Source organism: Amphritea sp. (assembly GCF_050300915.1).
Classification (GTDB): domain Bacteria; phylum Pseudomonadota; class Gammaproteobacteria; order Pseudomonadales; family Balneatricaceae; genus Amphritea.
This window is the reverse complement of the sequence record NZ_JBNKYN010000047.1, coordinates 1-14,551: the sequence shown is the minus strand read 5'-3', so window position 1 is coordinate 14,551 and position 14,551 is coordinate 1. Positions and strand designations below refer to the sequence as shown.

General features: G+C 50.6%; 14 protein-coding genes. 9 read left to right on the top strand and 5 right to left on the bottom strand.

Features of this window, described 5'->3' with window-relative positions:
- Positions 1–14: 14 nt before the first annotated feature.
- Positions 15–1,094 (top strand): DNA replication/repair protein RecF, encoded by a 1,080-nt coding sequence (recF, locus tag ACQY8X_RS13120; protein ID WP_428035591.1) that lies wholly within the window; start codon positions 15–17, stop codon positions 1,092–1,094.
- Positions 1,095–1,122: 28 nt separating this feature from the next.
- Positions 1,123–3,549 carry a DNA topoisomerase (ATP-hydrolyzing) subunit B gene (gyrB, locus tag ACQY8X_RS13115; RefSeq protein WP_428035590.1) on the top strand — a complete coding sequence of 809 codons (2,427 nt, stop codon included), beginning with the start codon at positions 1,123–1,125 and terminating at the stop codon, positions 3,547–3,549.
- Positions 3,550–4,382: 833 nt separating this feature from the next.
- Here gyrB and ACQY8X_RS13110 read toward each other — a convergent pair.
- Positions 4,383–4,901, bottom strand: a complete 519-nt coding sequence (locus ACQY8X_RS13110) for a hypothetical protein (RefSeq protein WP_428035589.1) — start codon at positions 4,899–4,901, stop codon at positions 4,383–4,385.
- 535 nt (positions 4,902–5,436) lie between these two features.
- Here ACQY8X_RS13110 and ACQY8X_RS13105 point away from each other — a divergent pair.
- A complete protein-coding gene (locus ACQY8X_RS13105; protein WP_428035588.1) occupies positions 5,437–5,829 on the top strand; it encodes a type II toxin-antitoxin system RelE/ParE family toxin in 393 nt (130 codons plus the stop codon).
- A complete protein-coding gene (locus ACQY8X_RS13100; protein WP_428035587.1) occupies positions 5,826–6,128 on the top strand; it encodes a helix-turn-helix domain-containing protein in 303 nt (100 codons plus the stop codon). The genes ACQY8X_RS13105 and ACQY8X_RS13100 overlap by 4 nt, the downstream gene beginning before the upstream one ends.
- Positions 6,129–6,219: 91 nt before the next feature.
- On the opposite strand, the gene ACQY8X_RS13095 is transcribed toward ACQY8X_RS13100, so the two are convergent.
- The 3 genes from ACQY8X_RS13095 to ACQY8X_RS13085 form a co-directional block, all read right to left on the bottom strand.
- A complete protein-coding gene (locus ACQY8X_RS13095; RefSeq protein WP_428035586.1) occupies positions 6,220–6,414 on the bottom strand; it encodes a hypothetical protein in 195 nt (64 codons plus the stop codon).
- 153 nt (positions 6,415–6,567) lie between these two features.
- Entirely contained in the window at positions 6,568–7,503 is a 936-nt protein-coding gene (locus tag ACQY8X_RS13090; protein ID WP_428035585.1) for a sugar kinase, read from the bottom strand.
- Positions 7,503–8,519, bottom strand: coding sequence for an SPFH domain-containing protein (locus ACQY8X_RS13085; RefSeq protein WP_428035584.1), 1,017 nt, complete (start codon positions 8,517–8,519; stop codon positions 7,503–7,505). Before ACQY8X_RS13085 ends, ACQY8X_RS13090 begins: the two co-directional genes overlap by 1 nt.
- 147 nt (positions 8,520–8,666) lie before the next feature.
- Between ACQY8X_RS13085 and ACQY8X_RS13080 the strand changes: the two genes are divergently transcribed.
- On the top strand, positions 8,667–9,398 hold the full coding sequence (locus ACQY8X_RS13080) for an NUDIX hydrolase (RefSeq protein WP_428035583.1): 732 nt from the start codon (positions 8,667–8,669) through the stop codon (positions 9,396–9,398).
- A 180-nt stretch (positions 9,399–9,578) separates the two neighbouring features.
- On the opposite strand, the gene ACQY8X_RS13075 is transcribed toward ACQY8X_RS13080, so the two are convergent.
- Positions 9,579–10,583, bottom strand: a complete 1,005-nt coding sequence (locus ACQY8X_RS13075; protein WP_428035582.1) for an AraC family transcriptional regulator — start codon at positions 10,581–10,583, stop codon at positions 9,579–9,581.
- 301 nt (positions 10,584–10,884) lie between these two features.
- Here ACQY8X_RS13075 and antA point away from each other — a divergent pair, with 301 nt between their 5' ends.
- The 4 genes from antA to ACQY8X_RS13055 form a co-directional block, all read left to right on the top strand.
- Positions 10,885–12,279, top strand: coding sequence for an anthranilate 1,2-dioxygenase large subunit (antA, locus tag ACQY8X_RS13070; protein ID WP_428035581.1), 1,395 nt, complete (start codon positions 10,885–10,887; stop codon positions 12,277–12,279).
- Between the two features lie 3 nt (positions 12,280–12,282).
- Entirely contained in the window at positions 12,283–12,771 is a 489-nt protein-coding gene (antB, locus tag ACQY8X_RS13065) for an anthranilate 1,2-dioxygenase small subunit (RefSeq protein ID WP_428035580.1), read from the top strand.
- Positions 12,772–12,911: 140 nt separating this feature from the next.
- The gene (gene antC / locus ACQY8X_RS13060; protein ID WP_428035579.1) at positions 12,912–13,931 is read left to right on the top strand and encodes an anthranilate 1,2-dioxygenase electron transfer component AntC; all 1,020 of its coding nucleotides are present in this window, start codon (positions 12,912–12,914) and stop codon (positions 13,929–13,931) included.
- Positions 13,932–13,960: 29 nt separating this feature from the next.
- On the top strand, positions 13,961–14,551 hold a 591-nt coding region (locus ACQY8X_RS13055), incomplete at its 3' end, for a VOC family protein (protein ID WP_428035578.1).

Genomic DNA, 14,551 nt, shown 5'->3' with positions numbered 1-14,551 from the left:
TCAATACAGCCGATATGCCGATAACCCAACTCAATATCCGTGCGGTTCGCAATATCAGCGACCTGACCCTGTCACCCTCCTCCAGCATCAATATTATCCACGGCGCCAATGGCAGTGGTAAAAGCAGTGTGCTTGAAGCGATCCACCTGCTGGGTCTGTGCCGCTCGTTCCGCACCAATAAACTTAATCATCTGATTCAGACCGGCTCACAGCGTTGTACGGTGTTTGCCCAGCTGGATGCAATGGGCAGCGGTGTTAGTCAGCCGCTGGGTGTCGAGCGCAATCTGGAGAGCGATTGCCGCATCCGTTATGCCGGTAACAACATCGATATCACCACCCTCGCTGAGCTGTTACCCATTCAGGTGATCAACTCAGAAACCTTCATGATTCTGGAGGGCAGTCCGGCCATCAGACGGCAGTTTTTAGACTGGGGTGCATTTCATTCCAATCCAGAATTTATAAGGCTTTGGCGTGGTTTCAGGCGGGTATTAAAACAGAGAAATTCTCTGCTGAAATATGGTAAAATCGAGCAACGGATTCGGGCGGTCTGGGACCGGGAATTTATTACCTATGCTGAACAGCTAAATACGCTCCGCGAACTGTATATTGAAGCATTAAAACCCGAATTTGATCTGATTCTTGCTGACCTGCTTGAGGGCGTCAGCATCGATCTGAGTTTTAGTCCCGGATGGGATAAAAAACGCGGCCTTGATCAGGTGCTGGATGACAACTTTGAACGCGATCTGCGCCAGGGTTATACCAGTGCCGGTCCACAACGGGCTGACCTGCGGCTTAAGGTTGAGGGTCACACCGCTTCAGAACGTCTCTCAAGGGGGCAGAAAAAAGTGGTGGTGAGCGCCCTTAAGCTGGCGCAGGGCGTTTTATTTTACAAGTTGAACAGTCGGGCCTGCATCTATCTGATTGATGACCTTCCGTCAGAGCTGGATCAGAACCATAGCCGACTGTTCTGTAACTATTTAGAAAAAACCGCCAGCCAGTGTTTCATTACCTGTGTTGATCGGGATGCGCTGACCGGTTACTGGTCCGATAAGGCCGAGCTGCGTTTTTTCAACCTACAAGAAGGGTGCGTTTAGCACTCAGTAAGACAGCCAGGAGATCTGAATGAGCGGCGAAAATCACGAATACGATTCTTCCAGTATTAAAGTCCTTAAAGGGCTTGATGCGGTTCGTAAGCGCCCGGGAATGTACATAGGCGATACCGACGATGGTACTGGTCTGCATCACATGGTTTTCGAGATTGTGGATAACTCGATCGATGAAGCTCTGGCTGGCTACTGTAGCGAAGTTAAGGTGGTTATCCACGGGGATAACAGCGTCACGGTGTCAGACAATGGCCGGGGCATCCCCACCGATATGCACGAAGAGGAAGGTGTATCGGCTGCAGAGGTTATCATGACCGTACTGCATGCCGGTGGTAAGTTTGATGATAACTCCTATAAAGTCTCTGGTGGTCTGCACGGTGTGGGTGTCTCTGTGGTTAACGCCCTGTCCGCTGAGCTGCGACTGACCATCCGCCGTAAAGGTGAAGTGTTTGAGCAGACCTACCGTCACGGGGTGCCGGATGAGCCACTGAAAGTCGTCGGTCAGACCGAAACCTCTGGTACATCGGTACGTTTCTGGCCCTCTGAAGAGACTTTCCACAATCAGCTGGAGTTTAGGTTCGATATCCTGGCGAAACGACTGCGGGAGCTTTCCTTCCTCAACTCCGGTGTGGCGATCCGCCTGAAGGATGAACGTAGCGGCGAGGAGGAGTTGTTTGCTTACGAAGGCGGTCTGAGCTCCTTTGTGGATTACCTCAACACCAACAAAACCCCCGTCAACAAGATGTTTCATATCAACGTCATGCATGAGAACGGTGTTGGCGTTGAAGTGGCGATGCAGTGGAACGATAGCTATCAGGAAAATATCCACTCCTTTACCAACAACATTCCTCAGCGTGATGGCGGCACCCATCTGTCCGGCTTCCGTACCGCCCTCACCCGTGCTCTGAATAACTACATTGAAGCCGAAAAGCTCAATAAAAATGCTAAGGGCACGACTACGGGTGATGACTGTCGTGAAGGTCTTACCGCCATCGTATCGGTTAAAGTGCCCGACCCTAAATTCTCCTCCCAGACCAAGGACAAACTGGTCTCCTCTGAGGTGAAAACCGCCGTTGAGCAGGCGATGTATGAACAGCTTAACGATTACCTGCAGGAAAACCCCCAGGACGCTAAAGCGGTCGTCTCGAAGATGATTGATGCCGCCCGTGCCCGTGAAGCGGCGCGTAAAGCCCGGGAGATGACCCGCCGTAAAGGTGCCCTGGATATCGCCGGACTGCCCGGAAAACTGGCCGACTGCCAGGAGAAAGACCCGGCCCTCTCTGAAATCTACCTGGTGGAGGGTGATTCTGCGGGCGGCTCAGCCAAACAGGGTCGCAACCGTAAGTCTCAGGCGATTCTGCCGCTGAAGGGTAAGATCCTCAACGTCGAGAAAGCCCGGTTTGACAAGATGCTGGCTTCCGCTGAAGTCGGCACCCTGATTACCGCACTGGGCACCGGTATCGGCCGGGAAGAGTTTAACGCCGACAAACTGCGTTACCACTCCATCATTATCATGACCGATGCCGACGTGGATGGATCGCACATCCGCACCCTGCTGCTGACCTTCTTCTTCCGGCAGATGCCAGAAATTATCGAGCGCGGCCATGTGTTTATCGCCCAGCCGCCACTGTACAAAATCAAGAAAGGTAAGCAGGAACAGTATCTGAAAGATGATGATGCCCTGGAAAACTACCTGCTGCAGGGCGCGCTGGAAGGCGCATCGATGCATGTGAATGCCGAAGCCCCACCGATCAGCGGCACCGGTCTGGAAGAGATCGTAAACCGCTATCGTGCGGTGGATAAGATGCTTGTGCGTCTGTCCCGCCTCTATCCCGAGCCGATTCTGCGGCAGATGGTCTATACCTCACGCTTGACAACCGAACAGCTGAAAGATGAACAGACTGTGGCAGAGTGGATCGATAAAGTGTGTGACGGTCTGGGCGACAGCCTGGATGGAGGTGATGTTTACACCTCCTCCGCCGCTGAGGATATGGAACATCAGGGCATCTTCCTGCCCAGCGTTAAGGTGATCCAGCACGGCGTCAGCCACCACTACACCTTCGACCAGTCCTTCTTCGAATCGAAAGATTACGCTGCTCTCACCAATCTGGGCGAAACCCTGGATGGCCTGCTGGAAGAGACTGCCTACTTCAAACGCGGTGAGCGCACCCTTGCCACCACGGAGTTCACTACCGGTCTTAACTGGCTGATGGAACAGTCCAAGCGTGGCTACTACATCCAGCGCTATAAGGGATTGGGCGAGATGAACCCGGAACAGCTGTGGGAAACCACCATGGACCCGGAACAGCGCCGTATGCTGCGCGTCACCATTGACGATGCCATCGCCGCCGACCTGCTATTCACCACCCTGATGGGCGATGAAGTAGAACCGCGCCGTGATTTCATCGAAACTAATGCGCTGAATGTGTCCAATCTGGATATTTGATGGGTCATTTAGGGTGATATAAACGAAGAAGCAGCCGAAATGGCTGCTTTTTTATGTCTGAATATTGCTTGGGTTGGAGCAACTTAATATCGAATAATAGTCTTAATAATCTAAAAACCGCCCACTGCCTGGTCGGCTTAGCCAATTTCCCTGCGAATTTTCTTTTCCAAAGGTATGGAAAAACTCCAATCCTCGGTTTTATAGAGGGATCATCAATGAGCGAGATTGTTGATTCGGTTAATGAGTTGAGTTCTCTTTGAGGTACTCTTAGGTAAAAGGGCTTTGACCCCTTTAATTGCTTGACCCCTTTAATTGACCCCTTTAATTTTTCATCTCAGGTTAAAAGAACAGATACAGAGCGTTTGAACTGAAGGGTGAAAGCTCAATCTCACCAGTCAAAAATGCTAAAACGAACAGGGCAGGCTGCGATAGATGGATACTTTTATGTCAAAATGTCTAATCCGACAGTCTCGTTAGCCGCTCTACTTTTCTTAAAAGCTTGTATCGAGGTAAAGCGACGATTGCGGATTATATAGAGCTTAGAGAGTGTGAGGTGGTTTAGACTATGACAGTATGTAGGCTATGATTTCCTACTTAGTCTATGCGGTGTATCTTAGTAGACAGTGTTTGACATTATTACCCTATACTGACAATATATATATGTCAGTACAGACCGGAACCTTAAAGTGTATCTTAGACAACTAGGTATGGTTTAAGGGGTATTGATGTCGGTGGAGGCACCCCCAGCCTGTGTGCGGGATAACCTAATCAAAAGAGCAGACCGATTTGATTTTACAAAAAGGCATCCAATGGATGCCTTTTTTGTGTCTAGGTTATCCTTTTTTCCTTTTTAGTAGATAGTTTCCTTTTACGCGCTCTGAAAGAAGGTAGCTCAATTTGTACTTTTTTCCATTAGGGAATGTGCCCCACTGATCTTTTTCATAAGCAGAGACTACTTTAACCTTTAAGTAATTATCTATATCTTGTGGCTTCCTTATTTCTAAGAACATGACATAGTCAACAGTGTTTATATAGTAATAACATTCTATATTTTTCTTATTATAGTATGCGGTGATGTATGATTGTTGCTTAGCTAGCTCAGACCTAATAATGCCTGGCAGGTCTTTGCTTGCTTCATATCTGCTTGCACTGAAATATCTATGATCATTAATTCGCTCAGCCCATTGGAACTTCTGCCCAGTCTCTTTGTCATCTGTAAATGTATGATGGCCGAAGTGGACAAGTATTTTTGTTTCAACTCCATCTACCTGCGTTACCATCTCAAAAGCATGCAAATGCTCTAAACAATGTTTTACATCATTGTTCCAAATATGTGTCCAGTTCATATCCATCAAACTCTAAATAAGTTCGATTAGTATAATCGCTTTGTTGCTTTGAAAAATTCTGATTTTGAAAAAATAATATGTGTTTATATATACAGCCTGTAAATTAATACGGGATCAAAGGGTCTGGGGATCAAAGGGTCAGAGTCATTGATTCAAACTTAACAACACTGCTCCTTGATGCTTTAGCCGTGCTGAGCATTGGCCCTTCTCCCCTCCGTTATCGCTTTATCTCTGTGCCCTCGGTGTCCTCTGTGGTGAGTTTAGTGGGTGTGTTACCACCGGGGTTAGTCAGCTTTTGTTGCTGGGCCGGAATTAAAGAGGTCAAAGCGCTTATTCTAGGGGAGGTTTACAGTGTCTTCTGTGGTGAGTTTAGTGTAACGATATTTCTGTAGGACGATGAATAGTAATAACTATTCCATCGGCCATAACCCTGACGAGACTGGCTTTGTCTTCTGTTGATGGGAAAAATCACATTATGCTATTTTGTAGTATACTACTCAGTAGTATAGTTATGAGAGCCTTATGGATAAGGAAGACTTGGGTGACACGGATTTTCTTAACGAAAAAGTTTGCTAAATGGTCCGGTGATGTTGGTTTGGCAGATGAAAAGCTCGAAAGCACCATCACTGAAATTGAAAATGGACTTATTGATGCAGATCTGGGCGGCTCTGTTTTTAAGAAGCGTATTGGCATTAATGGGCAGGGTAAAAGTGGTAGTCTACGCACCATTATTGGGTTTAAAGAGGGTGAAAGAGCTTTCTTCCTTTACGGCTTTCCCAAAGGTGAACGAGATAATATCACTAAGAAAGAAAAAGCAGCACTTAAGGAAATGGCCAAAGTGTATTTCGAGCTGAATATTCAGCAGCTGAAGATAGCTCTGGAGAGTGCTGCAATACGCGAGATAACAAGGCGTTCTGAGGAGAAACCGTCATGAGTGATATTCTTAACTCCATACACGAAGATATGATCGTTCTGTATGACAGTGGAGCGGTGGATGAGATTACTATGCGCAACTTTGATGCGCTATGTCTGACACCTGTCCCAACCTATACTCCAGAACGAATCAAAGCGGTCCGGGAAAAAAACCATGTCAGCCAGTCTGTGCTGGCCGCTTACCTGTGCGTTACTGTCAAAGCGGTGCAGCGGTGGGAGCAAGGTACCTCTAAACCTTCTGGTGCAACGGCTAAATTGCTGGCTATCGCAGAAAAAAAAGGCCTGCAGGCGATTGCTTAATGGTTACCCGAAGTAGCAGATAAGGGGGAGAGATTTTTTTCCGTATGACGATGAATAGCGGTAACCCTTCCATAAACCGACGCTCCTGCTCTCAATTTTCTAAGGTACGCTTGCTCAGGCCCAGAATGGTTGCAAATTTTTCCTGAGAAACGCCCAAACGCTCACGAATAGCCTTAACCTCAGGGTCAGGAAAATCAAAGATACGAGATGCTTTTTTGCTCTCTTTTACAATCTTATCCATCTGCTGGACGCTATCTGAAAGCTCATTAAACATTTCATCATTCATTCATGCCTCCTTTCAACTATGGTTTCCAATATTGCCCCTGATGCTTTAGTCGTGCTGAGCGTTGGCCTTACTTTCCTCTGTTATCGCTTTATCTCTGTGCCCTCGGTGTCCTCTGTGGTGAGTTTAGTGTAACGATACTAGCCTGCCGACCGGTTATCCCGTTACCAGCCTCCCCCGCTTTTCTGCCAGCCCAATGGTTACCCTGCAGCCAGAGTTAAACAGTAAGTAGTCGTTTTCCACACCATCGGAGAAGATAACCCCATTCTCCGGCATCATGGATTCTAAACTCAGTGGTTTGTTCAGGCTTACCTCACCAAATACTAATGAGGTGGATGAGGTTCGGCTGGGGAAAGGTTCCCGCACGGCAAATTGCAGTTTCGGTGCACTCCAGTCAAATCCACCCTGTAGAGGGTGGTTCTGAGTGCCGGTTTCTTTCATGACGCCAACAGCACCGGCCAAGACAGACGCAAACCAGCCGGTAGAGCCAAACCCTGTGGAGACGATGATTCCCGACGAGGATTGCTGTTCCGTCTGCCCGTCCCAGGTCAGGGAATAACGGGCCGAGGTGTGACTTTTTGGCCCGATAAACAGGTCATTGATGGCTAACAGGGTCTGCCCATCATTGGTTCGCGCTTGGGCAAAGGTGATCTCATTAACCGTTGATTGTCCTTTGCTGACGGTGCTGATAACGCTGTTCAGGTCTTTCGTTTCGAAAGGCAGCAGGATGCCATCCCAGCGCTGAGGATCAGGGTTGATGGCGATCACCGGCTGTCCGTCGAGGTATTTCAGGGTGTTTGCCACCAGACCGTCCTGGCCAATCACCACGACCACATCATCAGGCCCGAACTGGAAACTGGGCAGGTATTGACGGCTGAGGGACTGAAACCGCCCACGGGCTTTTAATACCTGCTCTATCTCCTGTACGCGCTGTCGGTAAAGATCATGTTCGGCCAGATAGTCACTGGGATCAGCCTGATTGTGTTCGAGGTAGAATTGCGCCTGAGGCCAGGTATTAAACCGCCCTACCAGCTCTTCCAGCCTTGTTTTTCGCCATACCAGTACATAGCGGGTTTGATTTGTCGTAGTCATTATCCGGCCTTTTTCATCAGTTGAGAAAACAGATCTGGAGAGATATTTAACTCTCCAATTTTCGCGGCGTTTTGTGCTAAAGAATCGAAAGCAAAAGCGAACAGCTGATCGGCCTGCATGTTGCCCATTGCCATGGCTTTGAGGTTTTCCACGGGGATGCTTTGATAGGCTTTCAGTTGCGCTTCAATCGCGTAGGCCTGTGTTTGCGCTTCAATTTTTCCGTTTTTAGCATTCAGTTGTACCAGCTCGATTCGCTGACTTTCCGCTTCGATATCGGCCTGAAGTCTCTCTTGTTCGATCTCCTTACGCGCTCTCATCAGGTTGCGCTCGTTGGTAACCTGTTCCTGTTTAATTTCCTGCTCTTTTTTCTGCACTTCCAGATCGGTTTGTAACTCGGCTTCCCGGATGGTTCTTTCCTGTTCTACTGCTGCTTTACGACGCAGATAGATGGCGTCATCCGCTTCTTTGAGAATTGATTCCCGGGCTTCCGCTTCCAGTGCCCGGACGGTTTCCGGCGCGGGGGTAATGCCGGTAATACTCAGATCCACCACCTCGATGCCCAGGGTCTGCAGTGCCGGTTCATCTGCCAGCCCCTGCTGAGTGTTCGTCATGAGTTGTTTCGTCAGTTTCAGGGCTTCTCTCAGTTTGACGGCCTGTATATCTGCCTGAAAGCGGTTCTGTACGAAGCGGATCATGCGATCATCTAAGCGCAAAGGGTCTTCTGTTGTGTAACGATTTTCTCTGGGGCTCACGGTGTAGTTCATCACCTCCGCCAACTGGTCGGGGTTAACAATCCGATAACTCAGCTGCCCCTGAACCCGCACCTCCTGGAAGTCGTCCGTCTGTAGGTTGAAGATAAATGAGGCTTCCTGCACGCTGGTCGGCACACAGGCTATGGAGGCTGTTGCCGGGTTATACCAGAAACTGATGCCCTGGCCTTTTCGGCGGACTTTTCCGTTGGCTGTTTTAATGGCGTAAGTTGCAGCGTCGGCTTTAAAGAATTTAATTCCAAACATGATTGTCTCTCCTTTTTAATAGTGTCTTTATGTCACTAATATAAATAGTGGCTTATGGTCACTTATTGTGTCAAGCACTAAGTGACAAAAAGATACAAATTAATTAGAATGGCGTTATCCCCTTCTAAACCCTAAAGCAGCCTGAATATGTCAGAACCATCAGTAATCGATGAAGCAACTTACCTGCAGCAATATGACCCTAAGCAGTTCGATAGCCCTTTGGTGACCGTCGACGCTGCACTGTTTACCTATCATGATGGCGTGTTGAAGGTGCTGCTGGTGGAACGGGCGAGCCATCCGGAGCTGGGAAAATGGGGGTTACCGGGGGGCTTTATCGATGTCCATCGGGTGGCTGATCTGACACAGGCGATTAATGGTGTCATTGAGGATAAAACCGGAATAACCGCGCCCTACCTTGAGCAGTTGGCCAGCTATGGCAACAACCGGCGCGACAAACGGGGCTGGTCGGTTACGGTCAGTTATACCGCGCTGATGGCTTATCAGGCCTGCGAGGTCAGAATAGCAACGGTGGCTGATGCGCAGTGGGTTGATGTTGAACAACTGCCAGAGATGACACTGGCGTTTGATCATATGACGATCATTGAGGCTGGGCGTGAAAGGCTAAAGCAAAAAGCGCTCTACTCTATCGTGCCCGCTTACGCCCTGGCGGAGGAGTTTACTTTTCCTGAGTTGCAACACCTGCATGAGCTGCTCATTGGCAAACCGTTGCAAAAGCGTTCGTTTCGTCGCCGTATTGAACAGGCAAATCTTTTGGAAGATACCGGTAAGTTTCGCAAAGACGCTGGGAGACCGGCTATTTTATACCGCCTTACAGCAGATGCTGAGCAGTACCGTTTTGTCCGAAATTTAGAAGATTAAGTCTGTTGGTTATGCCTGGCGTAGCTCAATTTCTCTACCCTTGGCATATCCCGGAATAGCTTTTGCCCTGTCCCTGCTGACCGTTTGAGGGTGACCAATCGCCCGCTTTTGTTCTGTAAGACACAGAATGACCGTCAGGTGTCAGGCGGTCTTGCGTTGCCGCGAAGACTACCCCTCCGCTTAGATTTTTGTTTTGACGCGTTGCAGTGTCTCTGACGGTGACTCGTTAAACTGCTTCTTGTAGTCGGCCGAAAACCGGCCCAGATGATTGAAGCCCCACTTCATCGCGATGCAGGAGATATTTTCGTAACCACGATCTTGCAGAATATCCTGCCGTGCGCACTCCAGGCGTATGCGTTTCAGGTAGGTCGTTGGCGGTTCACCAAAATACCGTTTGAAGTCGGCATAGAGTTTATTGCGTGAAACGCCAGCGGTGCTCTCTATGTCCTCGATGGTGATATCGTTGCTGGCGTTGCGGCGAATAAAATCAGTTGTATGCACCAGGTAAGCCGGTAACGACTGATTAGCAGCAAGCTCGATAACCTCTGAGTAGTTGCTTGGCTGGGATAGCAGAATCCCCTTAATCAGCGCCTGCTCCATTTCACGAATGAAGTGGGTATTCGTATAAAGGTTGTCAGGCCTGCTCAGTTCGCTTTCGATATATCGTACCGTACGCCACCAGGCGCTGGCTGGTCCTATTGCCGCATCCATAATGGGCGCGAACACCAGCGGCTTGGACACGCGTTGGCGGATCAGTTTTTCCAGTTCGGTTTCCATCTCCTGACGGGAAATCCGGACGAGGGTTTTTTTGCAATTGCCACTGATGTGCAGAGCGAAGGGTTGAGACGGAGAGATGATAACTCCACTGGCCGGATCTGACAGCTCTTCTCTGTTGTGAGTCTGCAATTGCTGATAACCGCTCATTGGTAAGCTGATGCTGTAACTGTTCTGCAGGTCGTCAGTTTCAATCGTGACGTCGGTGCCGTACTCAATATGGCCTATGGCGGTGGTGGTCGACGAAAGAATGCTGCCGACATGGCGAAAACGGACGGATTTGGGCTTATCCGCCCTGAGATAATGCGGTCCGCATATCGATTCCATCCAGGAGCGGGCGCCTTCAGCATCAAGGATATCGGCCATGACTTGTGGTTGATGACCATCAATAGCATCGTGATTGCTCAGCATAGCGAGTCCCTATTTTTTTATTCTTCGGATGATTGCCCGATTGCTGCTCTTGCTTGGGGAAGAGTTGAGAATGGCTTGTTGGTCAAAATAGCATCAGTCAATGATATGTGTCAATTGAGTGTAATTTGGTCTGCCTGATGGCTCAGATTGGAGCAAATGTTGTCTCTGGTGACAGTGAAAAGAGGATAAAGCTACTTGGATAACTGGATAGCCAGTGACAGGAGCACTTTGTTTTCATAGATACACCAGTTTGATGCAGTGGCATCGGACGTATTGATGCCCAAGTGTGGAGAGCGAAAGCATGAGCAATAATAATAAACAAGCACTGAACGACTGGCGGGAAAAAATCGCCGGTTGGGTGGACTTCCGCCCGGAGGAGAACGTCTACCGCGTCGCCCGCGAGATGTTTACCAACCGGGATCTGTTTGATCTTGAGATGGAGTTGATCTTCGAGAACACCTGGATCTTCGCCTGCCATGAAAGCCAGGTTGCCAACCCGAACGACTTTTTCACCATGAAGGCGGGTCGTCAGTCGATGATTATCAGTCGCGACAGCAAGGGCCGGTTGCACGCCCTGATTAACGCCTGCCAACACCGTGGTGCCACCCTGACCCGGGTCTGCCGTGGCAACCAGTCCACCTTCACCTGCCCATTCCACGCCTGGTGTTACAAAACCGATGGCCGTCTGGTGAAAGTGAAGGCCGAGAATGAGTACCAGGCCGGTTTCGATAAGTCGAAACGGGGTCTGCGCAAGGCGCTGATCAGCAACTACAAAGGCTTTATCTTTATAAACCTGAACACTGAGTGCGAGCAGAGTCTGGAGGATTTCCTCGGAGACGCCCGTATCGGGATTGACATGATGGTGGCCCAGGCCAAAGAGGGTGAGCTGGAAGTACTGCCGGGCAGCTCCTCCTACACCTATGACGGCAACTGGAAACTGCAGAACGAGAATGGCCTGGACGGTTACCACGTCAGCACCGTGCACTTTAACTACGTGGCGACCGTGCAGCAGCGTCAGCAGCAGAATGCCAAGAAAGAAGGCATGGTCAACAAAACCCTCGATTACAGTAAGTTAGGGGCCGGCGACAGCGAAACTGACGATGGCTGGTTTGGTTTTGAAAACGGCCACACCATTTTGTTCAGCGACATGCCAAACCCCGAGGTGCGACCGGGCTACGCAACGGTTATGCCGCGCCTGATTGAAGAGTATGGCCAGCAGCGTGCAGAGTGGATGATGCATCGTCTGCGTAACCTGAATCTTTACCCAAGCCTGTTCTTTATGGATCAGATCAGCTCGCAGCTGCGTGTGATACGCCCCGTCGCCTGGAATAAGACCGAGGTGCATAGTTTCTGTCTGGGTGTGAAGGGAGAGTCCGACGCCGATCGGGAAAACCGTATTCGTCAGTTTGAGGATTTCTTCAACGTCTCCGGCATGGGGACGCCGGATGACCTGGTTGAATTCCGCGAAGCGCAGATCGGCTTCGAAGCACGTCTGGAAAAGTGGAATGATATCTCCCGGGGTTGCGATAAGTGGACCCGTAAGCCAACCGCTAATACCGAAGCGCTGGATATCCAGCCAGCCATCACCGGGACTGAGTTCACTCACGAAGGGCTGTATGTCAACCAACACGCGAACTGGCAGCGCTATCTGCTGGATGGACTGAATGCCAAACTACAACAGGCACAGGAGGACTGAACGATGAGCAACGTACTGACCAGCATTGAGCAGTTTCTCTACCGCAAATCGGAATACTGTGACCGTCAGCAGTGGGATGAATATCTGGCGCTGTTTGACGAAGAGTCAGAGTTCCATATTCCCCAGTGGGATTCGGAACATATTCACACCACTGACCCGAAACGCGAAATGTCACTGATCTATTACCCTAACCGGGCCGGCCTTGAAGATCGGGTCTTCCGTATCCGCACCGGTAAATCGGCCGCTTGTACCCCTATGCCCCGTACTCTGCACCTGATCAATAACGTCCAGGGCGAAGAACAGGAAGACGGTACCTGGCTGGTTAAGGCCAACTGGATCACCCACTTCTATCGCTTCGGCGAGTCGGAAGCCTTCTTTGGCCGGGTGGAATATCGCCTGCGCCCGGATAACGACAGCTGGAAGGTCTGCCGTAAGCAAGCGATTCTGCTGAACGACAAGATCCGCCATGTGCTGGATTTCTACCACGTCTGAGCGTTAACCCCAGAGACTGCGCCATTGGCCCACGGTCAATGGTGTCCCGGGAGGCCGGGTTGCCGCAAAACCCACCCGGCCTCTGAGGGCGACGATCGGGCTGCCAGCCTGATCGAGCTGATAATTAAAAGAGATACCTTATGTATAAAGTAGCCTTGAACTTCAGTGATGGCCGGACCCACTTTATCGGCGTCAACGCTGGCGAAACCGTGCTCAATGCGGCCCTGCGCCAGGGCATGACTCTTCCTGTCGATTGCCGCGAAGGGGTGTGCGCCACCTGCAAGGGAACCTGTCAGTCCGGTAGCTATGAGCTGGATTATGTTGATGAGGATGCCCTCAGCGAAGCCGAGCTTGAAAAGGGTGCCGTACTGACCTGCCAGATGCGGGTGTCATCCGACAGTGCATTGCAGTTCGACTTCGATTCAACGTTGTGCACCAGTGCCGGCCCCGAGCAGATCGACGCGACGGTCAAAGCGGTCGAGATCGTGTCCGAGTCCACCGCGGTGGTCCACATCGATGCCAGCGTGCGCGCGGGTCAGCTGGACTTCCTGCCGGGCCAGTACGCCCACGTGCAGGTACCCGGCACCGATGAATGGCGCTCCTACTCCTTTGCCTGCGCGCCCAATGACAGGAATCAGCTGAAATTCCTGATTCGTTTGTTACCCCAGGGCGTGATGAGTGACTATCTGCGCGATCGTGTCAAACCTGGTGACACCCTGCGTCTTAAAGCCCCCCTTGGCGCTTTCTATCTGCACCAGATCACCCGACCACTGATTCTGGTCGCCGGAGGTACCGGTCTGGCAGCCTTCCTCGGCATGCTCGATGAGATGTCGGCCCACCCTGCCCGCTACACGCAGCCGGTGACGCTGTTCTATGGCGTCACCCAGGCGGCAGATCTCTGCGAGATCGAACGTATTCAGGGATATGCAGAGAAACTGCCTAACTTCAGTTACCACAACATCGTTATGCAAGAAAATGGTGGCTGGCAGGGGCCGGTAGGTGTCGTGACTGACCTGTTTGAAGAGCATCACTTTAACGGGGGTGAGATCGACGCCTACCTCTGTGGTCCACCGCCGATGGTCGATGCGGTCAAAAACTGGCTCGACCAGCGGGAGATGAGCAACAGCCATGTCCACTACGAGAAATTCTCAGCCAGCTGAGCCGAACAATAATAATCAGGAAAATAGATATGAGAAAAGGTGTAATGCGTCCCGGCCATGTACAGCTCCGGGTGTTGGATATTGAAGAAGCGCTGGTTCATTACCGCGATCTGTTGGGACTGATTGAGGTGGGCCGTGACGATCAGGGGCGCGTGTACCTGAAAGGCTGGACCGAAGTGGACAAGTTCTCCATTGTCCTGCGCCAGGCTGATGAGCCGGGTATGGATTTTATGGGCTTTAAAGTGCTTAACAGCAGCGTGTTAGAACAGCTGGAAAGTGATCTTAAGGCTTACGGTTGTGCTGTCGAGCATATCCCAGCGGGTGATCTGAGTGGCTGTGGCCGTCGCATCCGTTTTGAAGCACCGACAGGTCATCGCTTTGAACTCTATGCGGAAAAAGAGCACACCGGTAAATGGGGAGTATCCAGCGTCAATCCGGAAGCCTGGCCGATGGACCTGAAAGGGATGAAAGCCACCCGTTTTGATCACTGCCTGCTGTACGGGCCGAATGTCGAAGCCACCTATGCGCTGTTCAGCGAGGTGCTGGGCTTTGATCTGGCCGAACAGGTGGTCGATCCGGAAGGTAATCGTGTTGCGGCGTTCATCACGGCCAGCATGAAA